Raw genomic sequence first — 21,741 nt, 5'->3', positions numbered from 1 at the left:
CGATTTCTCACATTCTCACATTCTCACATCCGTCCGGATCGCGATCATGGAATCCCTCGCCGCCGCGTTCCGCCCGGCCCCGCCCCGCCTGTCCTGTCTCGTCCTGTCCGGCCACGGTCTGGCGTGAATAGCAAAGTTTGTTTACATTCAAGGCCCCCACCCCAACTGGAGGCGGCATGAAGCTTCTCGGCGCGGCGGCTCTGGTTCTGACACTTCTGGCGGCCTCGGTCGCCGCCTCGGGCCCGGCCTCGGCCACCGCCACCACGCTCGCCACACCCACCGAAGCGGCTCCGGCCGTCTCCTTCGGCTCCGTGGTGCCGGCGCCGGTCAGCGCGGTTCCCGCCAAGGGCGTGGAGTACCACATCACCCCGGCCACCACCGTCCACTCCGACGTCCGCGCGGTCGGAGACCTGCTCGCCCAACAGTTGCGCAGGTCCACCGGCTACCGGATTCCGCTGGTGTCCAGGCCGCGGCCGCACGGGATCACGCTCCGGCTGGGCCACGTGCCCGGTGGCGAGGAGGCCTACCGGCTCGACGTGGCCGCCTCGGGTGTCCGGATCAGCGCCAACGGCCCGGCGGGGCTGTTCTACGGCGTCCAGACGTTGCGGCAGCTCCTGCCGTACGCGGCCGAGAGCCCCACCGTGCGCTCTGGGCCGTGGCCGGTGCCCGGCGGGCGGATCGTGGACCGGCCCCGGTACGGCTACCGCGGCGCGATGCTCGACGTGGCCCGCCACTTCTTCCCGGTGCCCGCGGTCAAGCGGTACATCGACCAGATCGCCCTCTACAAGATCAACCACCTGCACCTCCACCTGACCGATGACCAGGGGTGGCGGATCGCCATCGACAGCTGGCCGCGGCTGGCCACCTTCGGGGGTGGCACCGCCGTCGGCGGCGACCCCGGCGGCTACTACACCAAGGCCGAGTACCGGGAGATCATCGCCTACGCCGCCGCCCGGCACATCACGGTCGTCCCCGAGATCGACATGCCGGGACACACCAACGCCGCCCTCGCCTCCTACGCCGAGCTGAACTGCGACGGCGTCGCCCCGCCGCCCTACACCGGCACCAGGGTCGGCTTCAGCTCCCTGTGCGTGTCCAAGGAGATCACCTACGCCTTCATCGACCAGGTGCTCGGCGAACTGGCCGCGCTCACGCCGGGGCCGTACCTGCACATCGGCGGGGACGAGGCGGCCTCCACCCAGCCGGCGGACTACCGGATGTTCATGGAGCGGGCGCAGGCCGTAGTGGCCCGGCACGGCAAGACCGTGGTGGGCTGGCACGACATCGTCAAGGCCGCGACGCTGCCGGACACCGTCGCCCAGTACTGGGGCACCACCCGTACGGCGGACCAGGTGGCCGCCGCGGGCAGGAAGGTCATCATGTCGCCGGCCAGCCGCGCGTACCTCGACATGAAGTACAACCCCGACACCCCGCTCGGCCTCACCTGGGCCGGGCTCATCGAGGTCCAGGACGCCTACGGCTGGGACCCCGGCTCCTTCCTGACGGGCCTGCCCGCCGACCGGGTGCTGGGCGTGGAAGCCCCGCTGTGGAGCGAGACCATCAGAACCTCCGCCGACATCGAGTTCATGGCCTTCCCCCGCCTGCCCGCGCTCGCCGAACTGGGCTGGTCCCCGCAGAGCACGCACGACTGGACGTCGTTCGGCGAGCGCCTCGGCGCCCAGGGGCCCCGGTGGCGGGTGATGGGCGTCAACTACTACCGATCCACCCAGGTCGCCTGGCCGCCGGGCTCGTGACCTGCGGGGGCGGCCAGGTAGGTCTCGCCACCTGTTCGGCGGTGGCCGGGGGTTGTTCGACGTGTTGCCGTCGTCGCGGGTGGAGCTGGACGTCGTCCGGGTGGCCGACACACCGGAGGCCACCCACCTCCGCTACCACGTCCGCCGCTGATCCGATCGGTCACGCCTCGACCGCGCGCCGGGCTCGCGTTCTCCTGGACGGGGGAGGCTCGATTCAGCGACGGTCCCATGCCGCTTGCGCTGGTGACCGTGTGGCATGATCCGGAGCTGCTGCTCGCCTCAGCCGCCGCCTCCCTCTTCGAGGTCGGACGCCGTCATGGCCGCTGGGTCTCGTCCGGTTCGGGCGTGCCGCAGGTCCGGACGGCGCGGCGTGCGCTCGCGGGGCACGGCCGCTCGATGTCCTCAGGTGCCGAAGCGGCGGCGGGCGGCTTCGATGTGACTGAAGTACTCGTGGGTCCAGCCGCAGATCAGGTCCACCGTGGCGCGCAGGGCCTGACCAGGCTCGGTGAGGGTGTATTCGACCCGCGGCGGCACCGTGGGGTGCACCTTCCGCTCAGCCAGGCCGTTGCGCTCCAGCATGCGCAGATTCTGGGTGAGCATCTTGTGGCTGATGCCCTCGACCTCGACACGCAGCTCGCTGAAACGCAGGGTGCGCTCGCCGAGAGCCTCGATGATCAGCAACGCCCACTTGTTGGCGACGTCCGAGAAGATCTCCCGCGCCAGGGAGTCGGCGCGCCGCAGGTCCGTCTCGCTGGACAGGTTGCTGAGCTCTTTGCTCACCATCAGGTTCCCCAGTCACTGAAAAGTGCGTTCTTCCACGTCAGCGGACACTCTCCTACAGTTTCCCAGTAACCGCAAGAGAGTAAGGATGGAACAGATCATGACGGTCACGCTCATCAACCCCGAGGGGCACGTCCGCGTGCCGATCTACCACCACGTCGCGGTGGCGACGGGAAGCAGGCACGTCCACCTTGCCGGCCAGGTGGCCTGGGACGAGAACGGCGAGCTGGTGGCGCCCGGCGACCTGACCGGGCAGGTCGCCCAGGTCTACCGCAACGTCGCCAGGGCGCTCGACGCGGCGGGGGCGACATTCCATGACGTCGTGCGCTTCACGTGGTACGCCGCGGGCTGGAAGAGGGAGATGTACGACGCGTTCATCGCGGGCGTCGAGCAGGCGGCGCGCGAGTTCGACCTCGCCACGCCGCCGGCCGCGCTGATCGGGGTCGACATCCTCTTTGAGCCCGGCATCCTCGTCGAGGCCGAGGTCACCGCGATCGTCGACTGAACCGGCCGGCGGCACCGCCGGGACCTCGCCGGGGCCTCGCCACCCGTGGCGGCGGCACCGGCGGCGCGGCTCGGCCCCGTCAGGATCCGTCACAGGCGAGGCGGGGCTCCGGGTCGTACACGGTGAGGCTGCGGTCGGGGCCGGATTCGGTCGGTGCGGTGACGGGTAACGGGAGGTGTAGTACGGGTGGGCGCGGTGGTCGCCGGACCCAGCGCCTCGGCGTCCACGCCGCGCCCGGCCCGGCGTGGATCACGCGGAACCCCGGCGCATCGCCGACCTGGGCTTCGCGGTCATACCCCGCTGGGCCTTCTGCCGCGTCTCCACCGTACGGGCACTGTGTGGCGGCGGCTGCCGCTGGGGGAGGCGGCGGTGGAGGGCTGGGTCTGGCCGGCTCCGGCGGCGTCGAGGTAGCGGATCAGCGCCTGACGGTTGCGGCCCAGCACCTCCATGCGCTCGTCGATGTCCCGGAGGGTCTCCTGCAAGATGCCGACCAGATCCGGGCAACTGGTCAGCCGTGGCTGCTTGCCCGCGGCGCACGGCAGCAGCTCGCGGATGACCTCGGTGGACAGCCCCGCGGCGAGCAGGCCACGGATCTGCGCGACGATCATGGGGGCGTCGTCGGCGTAGTCGCGGTACCCGTTGGCCAGCCGGACCGAGGTGAGCAGGCCCTGTGCTTCGTAGTAGCGCAGCAGCCGGGTACTGACCGAGCTGCGGCGCGCCAGCTCGCCGATGAGCATGTGATCTGCCCCATATCAGCTTGACGTTCCAACCGATGTAAAACTTTAGCGTCGCTCCCATGCAGTACACGCATCTCGGCCGCAGCGGCCTGCAGGTCTCCCGGCTCGTGCTCGGCACGATGAACTTCGGGCCGGACACTCCCGAGGACACCAGTCACGCGATCATGGACCGTGCTCTCGACCTCGGCATCAACTTCTTCGACACCGCCAACATCTACGGCTGGCGCCTCGGCGAGGGCTGGACCGAGCAGATCATCGGACGCTGGCTGGCCAAGAGCCGGCGCCGCGACGACATCGTCCTGGCCACCAAGGTGTACGAGCCGATGGGGGAGGGGCCGAACACTCGCGGCCTGTCGGCGCTGCACATCCGCCGGCAGGTCGAGGACAGCCTGCGCCGGCTGCGTACCGACCACATCGATCTCTACCAGGCTCACCACGTCGACAGGAACACGCCGTGGGAGGAGTTCTGGCAGGCCATGGACCTCCTGGTGGACCAGGGCAAGATCTTGTACGTCGGCTCCTCCAACTTCGCCGGCTGGCACATCGCCCAGGCCAACGAGGCCGCCAAGCGACGGCACTCGCTGGGCCTGGTGAGCGAGCAGTCGCTGTACAACCTCGCTGAACGCACCGCGGAGCTGGAGGTGCTGCCGGCCGCGCGCGAGTACGGCCTCGGCGTGATCCCCTGGTCCCCGCTGTACGGCGGCATCCTCGGTGGCATCCTGCGCAAGACCCACACCGGACGCGCCTCGGGCTCGGACCTCACCGCCAAGCGGCTGGCGGCCAACCGGGAGCGGGTGGCGGCCTACGAGCTGTTCTGCGACGAGATCGGCCACCCTCCGGCCGATGTCGCCCTGGCCTGGCTGCTCCACCAGCCCGGCGTCACCGGCCCGATCATCGGCCCGCGTACGCTGGACCAGCTCGACCGCTCCCTCCACGCCCTGGATCTCCGCCTCGGCGCGAGCGAGCTGGCCCGCCTGGACGAGATCTTCCCCGGCCCCGGCCCGGCCCCCGAGGCATACGCCTGGTGACCGCCCGCGTGCGGAGGCGCGTCGGAGGCGTCAGAAGACGGCGCACCATGACGCGCCGTCCGCCCTGCCCAGGTGGCGCCGGCCTGCCGGGCGGTGGCTGACGCGGCCGACACCGAGGATGTGCCGGCCCGCGCCCATCGAACCACCGAGCCCTCACCTGGTTCCGAGCTCGACGGACGGCCTGGAACTGATCATGTCTAGTCGGGCAGCTTGGGCCTGGTGTCGGCCCAGCCCGAGTCCACGATCAGCCAATACCCGAGAATCCTGCCGGGGGCTTGCCAGGACTGACTGTCGGGGCCGGGTTTCTTGAGGATGTCCCTGCTGCCCAGCACCTTGCCGGTCCGCTGGTCGAAGATCAGGTCGCGTTGAAGTGTCCCCCGGCCGTCGCGGCTCTTGTACGAGGCCGCGAGAGCGATACCGGGGCGGCCGAGCGGGTCGGCAACGGCACCGAGCCGGCGCACACCTGGATAGTCGGTGAGCAGGCGCATGAGACCGGCCCGCACCTTGGGAGGGACCGGCGTGCTTGTCAGGGTGAAGAAGACCTTGTCGAGTACGCCGGATGCGCTGTCGCAGCTCTTGTGCGCCGCGGTGACGCCGCCGCGGCGCAGTTGCTCGGCCACTTCCGACGTGAGCCTGACTCTGCCCTCGCACAACAGTTCGCGCAATTCCTCTGGCTCGGCGGGAAGATTCTGGAGCTCCGCGTAAGTGAACGAGCCGACGCCTGGAATGGTGAAGGCGCCACCTGGAGGCTTTTTCTGATCCGCAATCCAGTCGCCCGGCTTGATGCTGATCGTCCGCGTTGTTCCCGACGAGCGCACCTGCCAACTCCGAGGTGAGCCCGCATCGCGCCAGTCCTTGATGTCAGCGTCGGTCTGGGGTTCGCCCCCGAGGTCGCGGCCGTAGAACGCCCGGCCGTCTTCACGGGTGCGTCCCACCCACTCGAAGGTGTCCGCGCGTTCTTCCACGACGTAGCCGCCCGTCCGTCCGAGCGCGAGCAACGGCAGGCCGGTCCGCTGGTGCGTGAACCAGTAGCGGCCCTGTGGCTGCTGTTCGGCCTGGGAGGCGGCGGCCAGCATCATGCCGCGGGGAGTGAGAGCCTGAGGAGAAGGGTCCACGCCCTTGTTCGCCGCTCCCGGCTTCTTCGGTTCTGCGGGGTCGTGGGCGATGAGCGCCATGCCCGCCACCACGGACGCGACCATCGTGGCGGCCACCAGGCCGAGGGGCAGGCGCCAAGCGCGGCGGGGGCGGCGGCGCACGGTGCCGGTCTGGCTCAACATCCGCGCCCGGGCCTGGGCCATCGCCTCGCGGGTGGGCGGGGGTGGGTCATCGTCGTACAGTCCGCGTACGAGGTCCAGGTCGTTCATCGATGCATGTCCTTCTCATCGAGCAGGGGATTGGTCCCACCCAGCGCCTTGCGTAGTTTCTTGCGAGCCCGGTTCAGCCGTGAGGAGACCGTGCCGAAAGGCACGTCCAGAGCTTGCGCCGCCTCTTCGTAGCTGAGCCCCGACAGCGCCACCAGCAGCAGCACGTCACGTTGATCGGCGGGGAGAGCGGCGACGGCCTCGGCCAGCGCCCCTTGGAGCCTTTCGGCGCTCACCTTCGCGGTCACCGCGTCCTCATGGCCGCCGGCGGACTCCGACACCGGGCGGAGCCGGTTCACGGCGCGTAGGAGGCGGACCTCATCGCGCCGGTGACGGCTGATGACGTTGGTCGCGATGCCGTAGAGCCACGGCCGGGCGCTGCCGCGGCTCAGGTCGTAGCGACGACGTTGACGAAAAGCGAGGGCGAAGGTCTCGGCGCAGATGTCGTCGGCCGCGTGCGGGCCGAGCCGCTGTGAGGCGTACCGGTGGATCTCCGTGTAGTGGGCGTCGAAGACGGCGCCGAAACAGTCGGGCTCGTCCCAGGACCGCCTGATCACCGTGGCGTCGTCCGGCCACGGTGGTACGACGCTCCGGGGAGCTGGCATGTCTCGCTCCTTCATACACAACCTTGTCGTCGGCGGTACAGCGGTCACCACTTGTTGTCCGAAGGCCGCTGTCGCCTTCCCCCGATCCCCGGAGGGGGCGGCGCCGGGCACGGCCGCTGTGCCAGGAGCACGCCGACGCGGTGTTCGGTGCGCGGGGTGATTCTCCTCGCCTGCAACGTCGATCGGCCCATCGACGAGGTCCTCGGCTCCACCCCGCGGCAGATGAGCGGAGTTCAATCGTGTCCGGTCCCGGGTCGCGTACGGCCGGACACCCAGGATGAGGGCCACGGTCGTCGGCAGCGTGGTGCGGGAGTAGCGACCGGCGCCGCCCGATGGGTCGGGCTGGTGGGGCTTCGGTCACTTTCCCGTGGTGCAAACCCCGTGGTGCAAACAGAGAGGAAACGCCGGCCGGGCTAGAACTTGATCCGTTGTCCACGGAAGGGGCCGATAATGAGACGTGTATGGAGTGCCGGTCTGGCCGGATCGGTGTGCGCGGTGCTCGCGCTGGGCGTGGCGTCCCCGGCGGCCGCCACCACCGGCGAGGGCGCCGCCGACCGACCCGTCAAGCTGGGAAACGTTCAGCGGGCGATCGAGGCCCTGGCGAAGAACGCAGGGGTGGTGGGCGCCATCGGCGAGGTGTACGTCGACGGCAAGCGGGTGGGACATGGCTCGGCGGGCTCGCGCCTGCTCGACGGCAAGGGCGGACGCATCCCCTCCAACGCCCGCTACCGGATCGGGTCGCAGACCAAGGTGATGACCGCCACGGTGGCGCTGCAACTGGTCAAGGAGGGCAAGCTCGGGCTGGACGACAAGCTCAGCGACGTCCTGCCGGAGACGGCCCAGCAGGATCTGGTCGACCGGGCCGACGAGATCACCGTACGGCAGCTGATCCAGCACACCTCGGGCATCCCCGACTTCATCGCCAGCGGGAAGTTCGACGTCTACGACTTCACCACCAAATACAGCCTGGCCGACCTGGTGAAGGCCTCGCGGAGCGTGCCGCGCCGGGGGGAGGTGGGAGAGTACCTCTACTCCACCACCAACTACGTCCTTCTCAGCATGATCATCGAAAGGGTGACCGGCCACAGCCGGGCCACCGAGTTCGCCCGCCGGCTGTTCATCCCCCTCGGAATGGACGACACCTACCTGGCTACCAAGATCGGCGACGGCATCAAGGGACCGCACGGGCACGGCTACGTTCCCGGCTCCAAGGGGAAACCGCGCGATGTCGACCGGCTCAACCCCACGAGCTGGGGCGCCGAAGGGGCGATCTCGACCGCGCACGACATCAGCGCCTTCCACCGCGCGTTCACCCAGGGCAAGCTGCTGCCTGCGAACCTGCAGGGCGTCATCTCCGGGCGGCCGGCCCCGTCCGCGCAACAGCAGGCGCAACAGCAGGCGCAACGGCAGCGGCCGCCGGTCCTGTGTGGCGGCAAGCCGGAACTGCGGCCGGTTGCCGGCAGCGTCCCCGGGGCTTACACCGTGACCTTCACCTCGCCGGACGGCCGTCTGCAGTTCGCCGTGTCCACCACGCTGAAGATCCCGAACCACGACGCCATGGCCGCCGTGGGCCCGGACATCAACAAGGCGGCCGAGGCGGTGTTCTGCAGATCATGATCCTCCAGGCTCCGTCCCGGGCTGGGCGAGGCGTTTTGCCGTATTTGTAATCCTCGATCCGAGGTGAAGAAGAACTATGGCACGACACCAGGCGAACAAGAGAAGCCGGTTCGTCGGCGCGGTATCGGCAGTTAGCGGCCGGCACGGAGACGGTCCAGCAGGCCGCCGTCACCCCTACGGCGGCGGCGCGGCTGCACGCGCGGCCCAATGACGGCACGGTGTCGTCGTCGCACACCGAGCCGGGCACGCCGTACGACAAGTCGTGGCAGCTCATGACGACGATGAAGGAAGCCGTCGCCGTCATGGACCACAACGACATCCGGGGCAACGCCGGCCTGATCATGGTGACCGGCTTGCCGGGACGGCCGTCGACGTGGACGAACACCTACCTCCACGACGGCATCGGCCCGCAGAGCGACGGCGACGGTGGCCCGATGGTGATCCGCAACAACACCATCGCCGACCACGGGAGCGGCAACGTCGTATGGTCACCGGCGCCTTCACGCCATCGGGAGAGCGCACCTGCAAGCGATCGCTGGAAAGGAACAACGTGTAGTGCAGATCAAGGTGCTGGGACCGGTGCGGTTGTGCGGGGCCGAAGGGCGGTCCGTTCGTCTCAGTGGCAAGCAGCGCGCGGTGCTCGCGGCGCTCGCGTTCAACGTCAACGCCCTGGTGTCCAAGGGACGGCTGGTGGAGGCGATATGGGACGACCCTCCTCCCTCGGCCGTGAAGAATCTCCAGACCTACATCGCCCAGCTACGCAGGACAGCGTCATTCGGCACGCGGCTGCTCACCAAGGAGATGGGGTATCTACTCACGGCCGACGTCGGAGAAGTGGATCTCCTGCAGTTCGAAGAGGCGCTTCGCGCGGCTCGCAGCCACGCCGCCCGGAAGGCGTTGCACCTCGCTGATCAGCAGTTCCGCAAAGCCCTTTCGCTGTGGCGTGGAAAGCCCGCAGAAGGCACCTGGCTCACGGGCTCGCTGCTGCACCAGGTGACCGAGCTGAACGAGCGGCTCGCCATCGCGAGACTCGACTGGGCCGAGATAAAGCTCGCTCTCGGCCGGCCCGGAGAAGTGATCGAGGATCTTCACCTGTTCATCGCCGAGCAGCCGCTGAATGAGCGCGGGTGGCGGCTGCTGATGCTGGCGTATGCGCGAGCGGGACGACGCGACAAGGCCCTTGAGTGCTTTCGACGGGCTCGATCGGTGCTCGTCGACGAGTTGGGTGTGGAGCCGGCCGAGGAGCTCCAGCAGCTCAACGCCGCTGTTCTGGCGGGCGCTGTTCCGGCGTCCGAGCCCGCACTGCTGGTGCGAACCCCTGACGGTCCGGCCGCGATCAAGGAGAGGGATCTCCTCGTCGCCGTGCAGGATGCCCGGCAGCCTGACGACAACCTGGTCACCCTGGCCCGGCTGGGGGAGTGGCACACGCAGGACCGGCTCGGCGACGGCGGGACAAGGGCTGCTACCCGTCGGCCTCCGGAGGTCACCGGCGACCCGGGCCCGGTGCAGGGCGGGAGCGTGGGCGGCGGTCTGCTCGTCCGGTCGGGACGAGGAGGTGGTGTCTGCCAGTTGCCGCCGGACATCGCCGATTTCGTCGGACGGCGGGGTGAGGCGGCGGCGGCGGTGGAGGCCCTGCGCCCCAGGGGCGTTCCCAAAGCCCCGAGATTGTGCGTGGTCTCGGGTCAGGGAGGTGTCGGTAAGTCCACGTTCGCCGTGCACGTTGCTCATCTGGTGCGGGATGACTTCCCAGACGGGCAGCTGTATGTCACCCTGCGCGGCGGCAGCGCCCATCCTGTCGATCCGGAGGCGGCGCTGGGCCGGTTCCTCCGCGCGCTCGGCGTGGACGACGCGGCGGTGCCCGCAGGGCTGGACGAGCGGGCAGAGCTGTATCGGGCCATCCTCGCAAGCGGCCGCTACCTGGTGGTGCTCGACGACGCCGCTGACGAGGCACAGGTTCAGCCGCTGCTGCCGGGCACGCCCGAGTGCGGGGTGCTCGTCACCGCTCGGCACCGGTTGACCGCCCTGCCCGCTGCCCTGTCGATCGACCTGCCCGTGATGCCGCCGGGTGAGTCACTCGACCTGCTGCGCCACCTGATCGGCACGGATCGCGCCGCCGAAGCACCCGAAGACACCGGCCGGCTCATCCATCTGTGCGGCGGGCTTCCCCTGGCGATGCGCATCGCGGGCGCCAGGCTCGCCGCGCGCCCACATTGGGCTCTGTCCCAGCTGGTCACGCGGTTGAGCGACACCCGCACCCTGCTGAGCGAGCTCTCCCACGGCTCCCAGGGGGTTCGCGCCAGTCTGGCAGTCGGCTACCAAGGGCTGACCGCTCCCGCGAGACGGCTGTTCCGGCTGCTCGGCATGCTGGAGGCACCCGATTGGGCGGCCTGGGTGGCCGCCGCGCTGCTCGACCGGCCCTCCACCGAGGCGGAGGACCTCCTCGAACAGCTCGTGGACGTACGCCTCCTCGACGTGACCCGGGACGGCCCTGCTGACCGGGTCCGTTACCGCTTCCATGATCTGACCCGCGTCTACGCGTGCGAGCGCGCCGCAGCCGACGAGCCCGAGGAGGAACGCGACCGCGCCCTTCGCCGCGCCCTGCACGCCTGGCTGGCCCTGGCCCGCGAGGCCCACATCAGGCTGTGCGGCGGCGATTTCCGCCGCTCGCGCGGCCCCGGTCCGCTCTGGTCACCGGAAGCGCCGGTCCTGGACGGACACGTCGGCGAAGACCCGCTCGGCTGGGCCGACGCGGAGCGTGCGGGCATCGTCGCCGCCGTACGCCAGAGCGCGGCCCTGGGCGCCGGCGAGCTGTGCTGGGAGCTGGCCTCCACCGCGCTGCACTTGTTCGAGACCCGCAGCCTCCACGACGAGTGGCGCACCACTCACGAGGTCGCGCTACGCCACGCCCGGGCGGCGGGCGACGTACGCGGTCAGGCGATCATGCTCAACGGGCTCGGCAGGCTTCACCTGGCCCAGGACGAGCTGTGCCGCAGCCGGGAGGCGTTCGAGCGGGCGGCGGCGCTGTTCGACCGGACCGGTGACCGGCACGGGCACGCGCTGGCCCTGGTCAACCTGGCCGAGCTCCACCGCCTGCAGGGCCGCGACGGCGAGGCGCTGGGCTGCTTCGAGCAGGCGGCCGACGGGCTGGCGCAGGCCGGCGACCGGGGCAGCGAGACCGCTGTCCTGCGCGGGATCGGCCGCATCCACTTCTCCCGCGGCCGGCTGGAGCTGGCCGGCCGGTACATCCGGTGGGCGGTGCAGGCTGCCGACGATCTGGGCGAGACGCGGGCGCGCGAGTTCAGCCGGATCGTCCTCGGTGAGATCGAGCTCGCACGCGGCCGCCATGCGGACGCGGAGGCATGCTTCCGCCTGGCCCTGCAACAGCTCGGCGCGATCGGCTTTCCCCGCGGCATGGCGTACGCGGCCCTGGCCCTGGCCAAGGCCCGGCGGGAGCAGCATGACCTCGCCGCTGCGCAGGACTTGCTCCGGCAGGCCCGCGACATCTACCGCGACCTCGGTGACCACCACGGCCAGGCCCTCGTCCTCTTCGAGCAGGCCGGAGTGTCGCGCCGGCTGCGCCGCCACCGGGAAGCCGCTCTCATGCTGGCCGACGTCGTGGCGATCTGCCAGGCCATCGGCCTTCCTCGCCGCCACGGCCTGGCGCTGCGCGCCCTGGGAGACCTCCACCACGAGGCCGGTGACACGCTCGCCGCCCTCGCGGCGTGGCGGAACGCCCTGGAACTGCTCGACGCCACCTCCTGTCCGGAGTCGGATGAGGTGGCCGCCCTGATCAAGCGGTACAGCCGGCCCCAGCGCCACTCCGACGGCGAGGAGTGAGAAGCGGACCATGCGGCGGTTCCGCTCTCATGAGGGAAAGGCGTAGGGGTGGTCGAGCGAATCAGCCGGTCAGCCGCCGCGCGTCGTGAGGTGACCGGCAGGGGTGCGGGCGGGGCCCGCTCCAGTCGTCGGCATCCCGAGCCCGTTCCGCGGCGCGAGCGAGGCCGCCACCGCGTCGCCGCCGGCCTCCCTGGCGGAGACCGGCGGCGACGTGGTGAGAACCGGCTCAGTGCAGCGGGCGGCCGGTCACCGAGAGCGGGTTCGGCTCGCCCGCCTTCAGGGCGGTGGCCGGCTGCGAGGGGTACTCGGGTGCGCAGCGCGTGCCGGCGGGCGGCAGCACCAGGCTGGTCAGGTACTTCTCGATGTGCTCGCGGGCGCAGAGGCTGTTGCGGTACTGGCCGTGGCCCACGCCGGTGTATTCGAGGACTCTGGTCTTCGGCAGCTGCGTGGCGACCGCGTAGTTCCAGGCCGCCGGGGTGCCGACGTCGTAGCGGCTCTTGGGCAGCAGAACGGGCGGCGCGCCGGACACGTCGAGGCGGTGCTGCGGGTTGGTGACCTCGCCCTGCCAGCCCAGGCAGGAGATCACATCGGACCAGAACGGCGAGAGCTTGGTGTGCGGTGCCGTCGCTTCGAGGCGCTTGCGGTAATCGTCCAGCTGCTTGAAGCCGCTGACCTGCCACTTCCAGTCCGAGCACCAGATGACCGGATAGGCGTAGTTCGCGCTCTCGCCCGTCGCGGTGGCGGCCTTCGCGGGGGCCGGCGCGGCCTGGCCGTCCGCCAGCCCCTTCAGGTACGCGGCGATGGCGAACCAGTCGCCCGCCGGGTCCTGCATGGCGTCAAAAAGCTGCACGCGCAACTGCTCGGCCTGGATGGGCAGCCCGCTCCCGGGGTCCGTGAGGGTGCCCGCGGCGGCCTTGTCATGCAGGCTGTCCCACACGGCGCTGACGTCCCTGCCGTGCAGCGGGCAGGCGGCGGTCGTGCCGCACCACTGGGCGAAGGCCCGGAAGGAGCCCTCGAAATCCTCGGTCGTGGTCTGGAGGTAGCGCAAGGCCGAGGTCATGCTGTGGTCCATGTTCGAGTCGATCGCCAGGGCCCGGAGCCGGCCGGGAAACAGCTCGGCGTACTGCTGGCCGACCTGGGTGCCGTAGGAGATCGCGAAAAAGCTGATCTTCCGCTCGCCGAGCGCGGCGCGCAGGCTGTCCACGTCGCGGGTGGCGCTGGTGGTGTCGACGTGATCGAAGATCGCGCCGCTGTGCTCCCGGCAGTCCTTCGACAGCTTGGCGTTGTAGGCCACCCAGGTCTGGTACTCGGCCTCGTCGGCCGGGTAGGTCGCCGGCATCTGATCCAGCACGTCGACGGAGCACTGGATCGGGCTGCTGCGGCCCACCCCGCGCGGATCCAGGCTCACCAGGTCGAAGTACTGGCGAAGCGCGCTTTCGGCGGGGATGGCGTTGCCCAGGATGAACGGGTTGATGCCCGAGGCGCCCGGACCACCGGGATGCACGACGAGCACTCCGATGCGTTTGGCGGGATTGAGCGCCTTCAACCGGCCGATCGCCAGGTCGAGCGTCGGCCCGGACGGATCGGCGTAGTCGAGAGGCACCTTGATGGTGGCGCACTCGCCGCCGTACTCACCACAAGCCGCCCACGCGACGGAGGCGGGCGAGGTCGCTTCGGACGTTCCGGTCATCGATCCCGCTAATACCAGACCCGCAAAAAGCGCCCGGAGCACGTTTTTCGCATGGTCTTCCCTTCTGTAAGGTGTTTTTCGCGCTCGCGGACTCGGCCTTCCACCTGCGCGGACGAAGGCTGCCAAGGCGGATGCGACGATCCCGATGGGGAGATACCGACGGGCCGTCCGGCGGCCGACGATCTTGACGGCGGCGCCGAGAGCACGCATGCTCATGCGTCTCCCTTGTGCCGAAGGCGGCGTCGATTCCGGCTCGGCCTGCCCCTGCCACCAGCGGGCCGGTTTCGCAGGCCCGCTCGCCGCGACGGAACCGCGATCGGCACAGCCGGACAGAACTCCAGGTCAGGCCATCACGCAGGCCGAGCGTGATGAACGCCCTCGGCGCATCGCGGACGGTGCGGTGGTCGAACCCATCGACGCGCGCCTCCATGCGCGGGTCGCGTTCACGTACCCGCCTGGCCGCGCACCCCACCCTGGGCCTGGCCCCACCTCGGGGCAGTGCCATCCGACCTGGCCCTGAAGGCTGCGACCTCGCCGACCTCGATCTTCACGACAACCTTCTCCCGGGCTCATGGGAACTCAACCTGCCGTCTGCCGCCATAAGATCGCCACATCGCGGTCACAGCGGAGATCGGCCCGAGGCCGGCAGCGGTAGCGCACGTACTCCCAGCGACACCTGTCGGCGCGGATGATCCGCTACTGGAGCACGTTCGCCGCCACGGGCGACCCCGACCACGCCGGCCTGCCCCGGTGGCAGGCGTACCCGCTCAGACCGGTCAACGGCGCACCCGGTAGCGCAGGTGAAGCACCCGGTCGCCCTGGATCACCACGTCGGGATCCTCCAGCAGGTGCTGCGCGCGGACCGACCCGAAGTAACGCTTGCCGGACCCGAACACGACGGGTACGACGTCCATGCGCACCTCGTCGACCAGGCCCGCGGCAAGCACCTGGCCACCGACGTCGCCGGCGGCGACCTCGACCACGCGCCCACCCGCGAGCTCCTGCGCCTTGGCCACGGCCGCCTCGACCCCGTCGACGAAGTGAAACGGCGCCTCGGGGTCCCAGCCGTCGGGCATCGGCCGGTGCGACACGACGACCACGTGGTCGATGCCGCCCGGAGGCTTCCCGTCCCAGCCGTCCGTCAGGTCGAAGACGTGGCGGCCGACGACCGTCACCCCGATCTCGTCCCAGTACGGCCGGACGTAGTCGTAGGACGTCTGCGACACCTTCAGCTCGCCGCTCTCGTCCAGCGGTACGTCACCGCCGGACAACCAGTCGAACAGCGGGCCGGGCTGGTCGTTCTCGTCCGCGACGAAGCCGTCCACCGACACCGAGCCGTACATGACCACCTTGCCCACGGGGCTCTCCTCTGCTTCGGGGTGCCCTCAAATTAGCGTGTGGTGAGCTGCCGCTCTTGTAAGAAATCAATCGGCCGGCAGCGGCCAGCCGTCCAGGGCGTGGCCGGGATGCTCGCGCAGGAACCGCCGCCGGACCTCGACGTACCGGGTCGGCGTGAGCCCGGTGAACGCCCGGAACTCGTGGCCGAAGTGGGCCTGGTCGAAGTAGCCCGCGCCACCGGCGAGGTCGCTCCAGTCGATCGGCCCGGCGGGGTCCATCGCGAACACGGTGGCGGCGAAGCGGTGGGCGCGGGCCAGCCGCTTCGGCGTGACGCCGATGAGCTCCTTGAACCGCCGCGCCAGATGGGTGCTGCTGACCCCGGCCGCCACGCTCAGGTCGCCGATCGCCACCGCCCCGCGGGTCGCCGCGATGACGCCGCTCGTATGGCGGACCAGCCCCAGGCCGGCGGTCTCGCGCAACCGTCGCCTCAGCTCCTCCTCCAACAGCGTCAGCATCTCGTGCGGTCCGTCCGCCGTGGCCAGCCGATCGCGCAGCTCGGCAATGGCGGGCCGGCCCCAGACCTGCTCCATCGTCACCGGCCGGTCACACAGCTCGGCCGCGGGCATCGGCAGGAACGGCGCCGGCCCCCACGGCTTGAAGTGCACGCCGACGGACCGGGTCCGGGGCGGGTAGCCGAACTCCGACGCGCGGGTGGGCATGGTGATCACGCAGCCGTCGGCGTACTCGGCCGTCTCGATGTCGGTGCCGGCGCGGATGCGGAACGGCGCCCCGAGGTTGACGATGAGCAACGCCGACGGCCCCGGCGGCAGCGTCAGCCGGGCGTACGGCGGCTCGCCCTCCAGGTAGTAAAGGTCGTCGATCAGCTCGTCCAGCGGCGGTCGCGGCACTCTGGACACGTACTCCACGCCCACAGTATCGCCGACGTGAGGCGTCACACCGGCGTGAAGGCCGACGCCGGGAAGTCCCGGCCCCGCCGGGACGGAGTGACCAGCGGGGCCGGGAACGCCGTCACCCGGCGGAGCGCAGGTCGGCGGCGTCGGGGTCGGGCTGAGGTGCGGCCCCGGCGCTGCCGGCTGCCCCGGCTGCTCCGATGCCCTCGATGCCCTCGGCGCGCGGGCCGGGGAGCCGGAAGGCGGCCAGGACGGCCGTCAGCACGACGGCGCCCATGACGAACACGGCGGTGCGCATCCCCTCGGCGGAGGCCGCGCGCAGGGCCTGCCCGGCCAGCCCGCCGATGCCGTGGTTGGCGACGGCCACCAGGACCGCCAGCCCCACCGCGGTCCCCACCTGCAGCGCGGTGGAGGCCACCCCGGAGGCCAGGCCCTGCTCGTCCGCCCGGACGCCGGTGCCGGCGGCGATCCACATGGCCTCATAGGTGAGGCCCATGCCCAGCCCGACGACGACGACCCCGGCCAGGACGGTGAGGAATGACCCGTCCGCGTCCATGCCGGGGGCCAGGAGCGCGGCGCCCACGGCGTTGACGACGATGCCGGCGACCAGCGTGTTCCGGGTGCCGAAGCGGTGGATCAGCCGCTCGCCGAGGAAATTGCCGGCCGTGATCGACAGGGTCGGGCCCAGGAACGCCAGCCCGGTCTCCAGCGCGTTGAAGCCGAGGACGTCCTGGAAGTAGAGGGTCAGGAAGTACGGCACCGCCTGCGTCGCCAGCCCGAAGACGAGGATGACCATGACCGCCGCGCTCAGCGCGCGGTTGCGGAACAGCCGTAGCGGCATCAGCGGCGTCCTGCTGCGGGCCTGGATGCCCAGGAACGTGGCCAGCAGGACCACCGCGAGAACCGCCGCGACGATCACCTCGGCCCGCGCCCAGCCGACCTCGGAGCCGTGCGCGACCGCGAAGATCAGCAGCGTGACGCCCGCCGTGCCGGTCAGGGCCCCGGGCACGTCGATGCCTCCCCTGGTGACGCCGCCGTCGGCGGGCAGCAGGGCGAAGGCGGCGGCGGCACCGGCGACGGCCAGCGGGACGTTGACGTAGAACGCGGCCTGCCAGCCCAGCGCCTGGGTGAGCACCCCGCCGGCCAGCGCGCCCGCGGTGAGCCCGCCGGCGCCCGCCATGGCCCAGACCGTCAGCGCGCGGTTGCGCTCCCTGCCTTCGGCGAAGGTGGTGTTGACCAGGGCCAGCACGGCCGGGAACAACACCGCGCCGGCGAGGCCCTGCGTGGCGCGAGCGGCGAGCAGTACCGCCGGCACCGTGGCCAGGCCGCCCAGCGCGGAGGCCGCGCCGTACAGCACCATGCCGAGCACGAACATCCGCCGGCGCCCCATCAGGTCGGACAACCGGCCGCCGAACAGCAGGAAACCTCCGTAAACGACGGCGTACGCGGTGACCACCCACTGCAGGGTGTGCGGCGTGAAGCCGACATCGGTGGCGATGTCGGGCAGAGCTACATAGATGATGGTGAAGTCGAGACTAATGATCAGGTGCCCGAGCGCGAGCAGCGCGAGGCTCCATCCCAGCCGGCGGCTGCGAGCCGGGAGCCGATCTGTGGACATGGGTGTGCCTTTCATCTGTCCTGTTCCAGTGGCCTGTCATGGCTGCACCGGGATCGGCGGACATTTGTTGGCACACCCCTTCAGAGCGCTGGGGTGAGCGGCGCCCGGGCTCGGCCCGTCCGGTCCGGTCATCGCTCCTTCCCCTCTGCGTGTCTGTCGTGCGCGGTCTGCGCTGCGCTCTGACTATGCCGCTCGCCACACCTCACGGCATCGGACCATCGGAGGGCATGATCCGGGACCTTGGACTTAGGACGTGTTCGGTCGTGCCGATGAGTTCCGTGCGGATCCGTGGTCGATACGGCAGCAACACCGACAATGGAGGCAGTGATGAGCGTCGGCGACTCCAAGCAGGAGCACACCTTCCGCACCGGCGAGCAAGGGACGCGGGTGAGCGGCCCCAGGGTGCTGGTGGTGGGGGCGAGCATCGCGGGCCCCGCGCTGGCCCACTGGCTGCGCCGGCGGGGGGCCGAGGTGACCGTGCTGGAACGGGCTGCTGAGCTGCGCCCCGGCGGGCAGGCGGTGGACGCGCGCGGGATCGCCAAGGAGGTCATCAGGCGCATGGGACTGGACGCGGCGGTACGCGCGGCGTGCACCGACACCGCCGGGGCGCACACCGTGGACGCGGACGGGCGCGTGCTGGAGACCTTCCGTGCCGAGGACGACGGTGGCGACGGGTTCATCGCGGACATCGAGATCCTGCGCGGGGACCTGTCCCAGGTGCTCTACGACGACACCCGCGACGGTGTCGAGTACGTCTTCGGCGACCGGATCGCGGAGCTCGCCCAGGACGCGGACGGGGTCGACGTGGTCCTCGCGAGCGGCGACCGGCGGCGTTTCGACCTGGTGATCGGGGCCGACGGGCTGCACTCGGCGCTGCGGGCGATGGTCTTCGGGCCGCATGAGCGGTTCCTCCGCCACCTCGGGCACGTGCTGGCCTTCTACAGCGTGCCCAACGAGTTCGGGCTGGACCGCTGGCTGCTCGAGTACCAGGATCGGGAGTCCGGGCGCTCCGCCCTCCTGCGTCCCCTCCAGGACGCCACCCGGGCGATGGCCGTGTTCTCCTTCGCCTCGGCCGACTTCGACGTCGACCACCGTGACGTCGCGGCCCAGAAGGCCCTGCTGCGTGAGCGGCTGGCGGGCCTGGGCTGGTTGGCCCCGGACATCCTCGCGCACCTGGACGACACCCCGGACTTCTACCTCGACCAGGTCGCCCAGGTGGTGATGGACCGCTGGTCGAGCGGACGGGTGGGGCTGCTCGGGGACGCGGCGTTCAGCTCCTCGCCGATGTCGGGGCAGGGCACCGGGCTGGCGCTGGTCGGCGCTTACCTGCTGGCCGGGGAGCTGGCCGCCGCCGGATGGGCCCCCGACGCCGGGTTCGCCCGCTACGAGGCGCGGATGCGTTCGTTCGTCGAGGCCAACCAGGAGATCGGCCGGTTGAACGCCCGCAGCCGCGGCGTGCCCGGGCCGGACGCCGGGCCGCGCCCCGATTTCACCGGCGCATGGTTCACCGAGCTGATCGAGCGCGCGCTCAACGGCGTCGAGCTGCCCGACTACGCGGGGGTGCCGGACGACCTCCGCTCCTACCGCGTGGCGCGCGTCGAAGCGCCCGGATCGGCGGAAGCCGTCGAGGGATCAGCCGCGCCGGTCCGGTGAACGGGCACGCGTTCCGCTGTTTCGGCCGGGCGGCAAGGCGGGAGGAACCATAGCGGAGCCGCGTCGACCCCATGAGGAGGACCATGCCCCCCAGGACCATGCCCCCCAGGATCATGCCTCTTAGGATCATGACCGCGCTGGCCGCCACCGCCGTCATCGTCACCGGAGCTCTCGCCCAGCCGGCCTACGCCTCCGCCACTGCCACCGTCACCGCCCCGGCCAGGACCGACCTGAGGGCCTGCTACGACGGCGCGTGCAAGCTCACGCTCACCAAAGCCGTGTCCTTCCCCGTCAGCCGCACGTTCGGCATCACCCGGCTGGCCGTCTCCTTCGACAGGCACCGGGTGCGCGTCAAGGGGACAGGGCCGGGGGTGTCGTCGCAGGCGCTCCTCGGCGCGGGCGGCTCGGGATCGGTCAACGGCATCGGGATCAAGGTCGTGTCGTTGTCGTCGAAGCGGGTGGTCGTACGCCTCACGGGCTGACGTCCTGGCCGCCCGCGCGATCCTTCGGACGGCTCACGGTCACGCCAGGAAATAACGGCAATCGACGATCGCGTCCACGTGCGGCTTCGCTGAGAACACTTCCGAGGCGCCCGGAGCGTACGCCTTGGTGCGGTAAAGGTTGCCGCGATCCCAATAGGCGGTGCACATTGCCACATCCGTGGCATTGGAAAAATAGGCGAGCCCTTGCTGATGGGTATCAGCGGGCAGGTCCCGGTACCAAGCATAGGCATGCCTGTACTGGTTTGTGGTGTACGTCCCGCTGTCCGCGAAGGCCGCGCCCTGCGCTCCCACCGTAACTCCGGCGATCGCCGCCGCGGAAAGCGTGATCGCCGAGAAGAATCGGGCCATTTTCCGCCCGCGCGGAGTCGCAGTGGATCCTCGCCTGCGGCCGGGCATCGTCAGTGACATGGCCATGCCGCGCTACCCCTTCCTTGACATGATGTCATGATCGGTGAACACGATCACGGAATCGTAATCTAACAGGGCGTAAATCGCTTCTGACAGCCATATCCCGGCCAGTGTTCGGCTGTTTACCGCCAACCGACTTCCCCGGCAGGGACGGGCCGGCCGGAGATCCGGATGCACCCCCGTCGGCCAGGCCGGGTTGAAAGTTTCACTCACATCGCCGCGCGGACGACTGTGATGGCGCGGGTGCGATCCCCGCACCATACGGCCGCCCACGGTCCGTGACCGGCCTGTTGATTCGCGGGCCGAGGTCGTCGCCCCTTTACGGGCTGTGCGGAAACCATGATTCATTGGTTGTTTCGGAAGGCGGTGCTCCATACAGGTCTGTCCAGCCCACGGCCATTGTGTGATCCTCCCCTCGGGAAGACACATCCTGATCGCCACCGGCAGTAGGGGGAGATGAACTCTTGAAATCCCTGCACGGAATGCGCGCCCTCGCATTGGGCGCGGCGGCGTCCCTGGTGCTCGGCGCGTCCCCGGCTCAGGCGGCGACCGCCTCCAGCGCGAGCGCCGCGGCCCTGAGCTGCGCCATCACCATCAGCAATCCGACCCAGTTGTACACGAGCTACGTTTACGCCTACGTCGAGGTCAGCTGCAACCAGAAAGTTTCGTTCATCGGCGGATACCTCTCCTTGTACCGGGACGGTACCTATCTGGCCTACGCCGAGACCTATCAGAACAACCTGGCCTACGCCTACAAGCTCAACATGGTGTCGTGCGTTCCCGGAAACTACCACGTGATGGGCTACGGATTCGCCAACCTCGACGGCGGAGCACCCGACTTCTCCCAGCGTGTCGCCAGCACCCCGATCGCCATCACCTGCACCTGACCTCCGTGAAAGGCACCCCATGATTGCTGGCAACCTGATCCGCCGGGCACTGGCGGTCGGCGTCATGCTGGTCACCACCGCCGCGATGGCCGTGACCATGCAGCAGCCCGCCGCCGCCTCAGCCCTGACGCTCAACGGCACAGTGGACTGCCTCAACGTCAACTACTCCGGCGACACCCGGGACTGGTACGCCTCCTACGTCTCGGTCGGCTCCGCGCCTCCTTCGTACAGCGTGGCAGTGCCCAGCAGCTCGATGGTCGCGAACCCGGCGAACCACTCGTGGTCGTTCACGATCAGCCTGCCCGGCGGCAGCACCTCGGTGAGCGCGTCGGCCATCTGCAGCGGTGGCCACCAGTACGACCAGGTCGGCTGGACCAACGGACCGGCGATCAGCATCCCCTCCTGGGCCACGACCCTGAACGCCACCTGGGGCTGCACCACCCAGCAGGTCTACCCCGGGCCCTTCATCACCGGCTGCAGCGCACAGTCCTACTCGTACAGCTGAGCCC

The 21,741-nt window shown here is 70.2% G+C and carries 18 protein-coding genes; 9 read left to right on the top strand and 9 right to left on the bottom strand.

Translation table 11 applies throughout. The features are described 5' to 3' along the window. The first annotated feature begins 176 nt into the window (after nt 1-176). Complete coding sequence (locus tag AB0H75_RS41825) at nt 177-1,754, top strand: beta-N-acetylhexosaminidase (RefSeq protein WP_367805964.1); 1,578 nt, start codon at nt 177-179, stop codon at nt 1,752-1,754. Nucleotides 1,755-2,156: 402 nt separating this feature from the next. Here AB0H75_RS41825 and AB0H75_RS41820 read toward each other — a convergent pair whose 3' ends face one another. After that, nucleotides 2,157-2,537: a winged helix-turn-helix transcriptional regulator gene (locus AB0H75_RS41820; RefSeq protein ID WP_367805962.1), complete on the bottom strand. Its 381-nt coding sequence runs from the start codon at nt 2,535-2,537 to the stop codon at nt 2,157-2,159. An 85-nt stretch (nt 2,538-2,622) separates the two neighbouring features. On the opposite strand from AB0H75_RS41820, the gene AB0H75_RS41815 reads away from it, so the two are divergent. Then, on the top strand, nt 2,623-3,039 hold the full coding sequence (locus tag AB0H75_RS41815) for a RidA family protein (RefSeq protein WP_367805960.1): 417 nt from the start codon (nt 2,623-2,625) through the stop codon (nt 3,037-3,039). A 290-nt stretch (nt 3,040-3,329) separates the two neighbouring features. Here the strand turns inward: AB0H75_RS41815 and AB0H75_RS41810 are convergent, their stop codons facing one another. Further along, nucleotides 3,330-3,776: a MerR family transcriptional regulator gene (locus tag AB0H75_RS41810; RefSeq protein WP_367805958.1), complete on the bottom strand. Its 447-nt coding sequence runs from the start codon at nt 3,774-3,776 to the stop codon at nt 3,330-3,332. 59 nt (nt 3,777-3,835) lie between these two features. Between AB0H75_RS41810 and AB0H75_RS41805 the strand changes: the two genes are divergently transcribed. Further along, nucleotides 3,836-4,804: an aldo/keto reductase gene (locus AB0H75_RS41805; RefSeq protein ID WP_367805956.1), complete on the top strand. Its 969-nt coding sequence runs from the start codon at nt 3,836-3,838 to the stop codon at nt 4,802-4,804. A gap of 197 nt (nt 4,805-5,001) precedes the next feature. Here the strand turns inward: AB0H75_RS41805 and AB0H75_RS41800 are convergent, their stop codons facing one another. Both AB0H75_RS41800 and AB0H75_RS41795 read right to left on the bottom strand, forming a co-directional pair. Next, nucleotides 5,002-6,168, bottom strand: coding sequence for a CU044_5270 family protein (locus AB0H75_RS41800; protein WP_367805954.1), 1,167 nt, complete (start codon nt 6,166-6,168; stop codon nt 5,002-5,004). Further along, on the bottom strand, nt 6,165-6,785 hold the full coding sequence (locus tag AB0H75_RS41795) for an RNA polymerase sigma factor (protein ID WP_367805952.1): 621 nt from the start codon (nt 6,783-6,785) through the stop codon (nt 6,165-6,167). Before AB0H75_RS41795 ends, AB0H75_RS41800 begins: the two co-directional genes overlap by 4 nt. Before the next feature lie 435 nt (nt 6,786-7,220). On the opposite strand from AB0H75_RS41795, the gene AB0H75_RS41790 reads away from it, so the two are divergent. Both AB0H75_RS41790 and AB0H75_RS41785 read left to right on the top strand, forming a co-directional pair. Continuing rightward, nucleotides 7,221-8,387 carry a serine hydrolase domain-containing protein gene (locus AB0H75_RS41790; protein WP_367805950.1) on the top strand — a complete coding sequence of 389 codons (1,167 nt, stop codon included), beginning with the start codon at nt 7,221-7,223 and terminating at the stop codon, nt 8,385-8,387. Nucleotides 8,388-8,942: 555 nt separating this feature from the next. Beyond that, nucleotides 8,943-12,224, top strand: coding sequence for a BTAD domain-containing putative transcriptional regulator (locus tag AB0H75_RS41785; protein WP_367805948.1), 3,282 nt, complete (start codon nt 8,943-8,945; stop codon nt 12,222-12,224). Nucleotides 12,225-12,450: 226 nt separating this feature from the next. Here the strand turns inward: AB0H75_RS41785 and AB0H75_RS41780 are convergent, their stop codons facing one another. The 4 genes from AB0H75_RS41780 to AB0H75_RS41765 all read right to left on the bottom strand — a co-directional run bounded on the left by AB0H75_RS41780 (nt 12,451) and on the right by AB0H75_RS41765 (nt 17,781). Continuing rightward, nucleotides 12,451-14,130: an alpha/beta fold hydrolase gene (locus AB0H75_RS41780; RefSeq protein WP_367805946.1), complete on the bottom strand. Its 1,680-nt coding sequence runs from the start codon at nt 14,128-14,130 to the stop codon at nt 12,451-12,453. A gap of 560 nt (nt 14,131-14,690) precedes the next feature. Continuing rightward, nucleotides 14,691-15,272, bottom strand: a complete 582-nt coding sequence (locus tag AB0H75_RS41775; RefSeq protein WP_367805944.1) for a dihydrofolate reductase family protein — start codon at nt 15,270-15,272, stop codon at nt 14,691-14,693. 66 nt (nt 15,273-15,338) lie between these two features. Beyond that, complete coding sequence (locus tag AB0H75_RS41770) at nt 15,339-16,178, bottom strand: helix-turn-helix domain-containing protein (protein WP_367805942.1); 840 nt, start codon at nt 16,176-16,178, stop codon at nt 15,339-15,341. Between the two features lie 103 nt (nt 16,179-16,281). Then, nucleotides 16,282-17,781, bottom strand: coding sequence for an MFS transporter (locus AB0H75_RS41765; RefSeq protein WP_367805940.1), 1,500 nt, complete (start codon nt 17,779-17,781; stop codon nt 16,282-16,284). Between the two features lie 327 nt (nt 17,782-18,108). Here AB0H75_RS41765 and AB0H75_RS41760 point away from each other — a divergent pair, with 327 nt between their 5' ends. Both AB0H75_RS41760 and AB0H75_RS41755 read left to right on the top strand, forming a co-directional pair. Continuing rightward, on the top strand, nt 18,109-19,434 hold the full coding sequence (locus AB0H75_RS41760; protein WP_367805938.1) for an FAD-dependent monooxygenase: 1,326 nt from the start codon (nt 18,109-18,111) through the stop codon (nt 19,432-19,434). A 113-nt stretch (nt 19,435-19,547) separates the two neighbouring features. After that, the gene (locus tag AB0H75_RS41755; RefSeq protein ID WP_367805936.1) at nt 19,548-19,916 is read left to right on the top strand and encodes a hypothetical protein; all 369 of its coding nucleotides are present in this window, start codon (nt 19,548-19,550) and stop codon (nt 19,914-19,916) included. A gap of 39 nt (nt 19,917-19,955) precedes the next feature. Here AB0H75_RS41755 and AB0H75_RS41750 read toward each other — a convergent pair whose 3' ends face one another. Further along, complete coding sequence (locus AB0H75_RS41750) at nt 19,956-20,351, bottom strand: hypothetical protein (RefSeq protein WP_367805934.1); 396 nt, start codon at nt 20,349-20,351, stop codon at nt 19,956-19,958. 458 nt (nt 20,352-20,809) lie between these two features. Between AB0H75_RS41750 and AB0H75_RS41745 the strand changes: the two genes are divergently transcribed. Both AB0H75_RS41745 and AB0H75_RS41740 read left to right on the top strand, forming a co-directional pair. Continuing rightward, the gene (locus tag AB0H75_RS41745; protein WP_367805932.1) at nt 20,810-21,232 is read left to right on the top strand and encodes a hypothetical protein; all 423 of its coding nucleotides are present in this window, start codon (nt 20,810-20,812) and stop codon (nt 21,230-21,232) included. Between the two features lie 19 nt (nt 21,233-21,251). Further along, nucleotides 21,252-21,737 carry a hypothetical protein gene (locus tag AB0H75_RS41740; RefSeq protein ID WP_367805930.1) on the top strand — a complete coding sequence of 162 codons (486 nt, stop codon included), beginning with the start codon at nt 21,252-21,254 and terminating at the stop codon, nt 21,735-21,737. The last annotated feature ends 4 nt before the right edge of the window (nt 21,738-21,741 follow it).

It is taken from the genome of Nonomuraea sp. NPDC050783, assembly GCF_040802095.1.
Lineage (GTDB): Bacteria > Actinomycetota > Actinomycetes > Streptosporangiales > Streptosporangiaceae > Nonomuraea.
The sequence above is the reverse complement of the archived record's forward strand: the minus strand, read 5'-3'. Positions and strand labels throughout refer to the sequence as shown.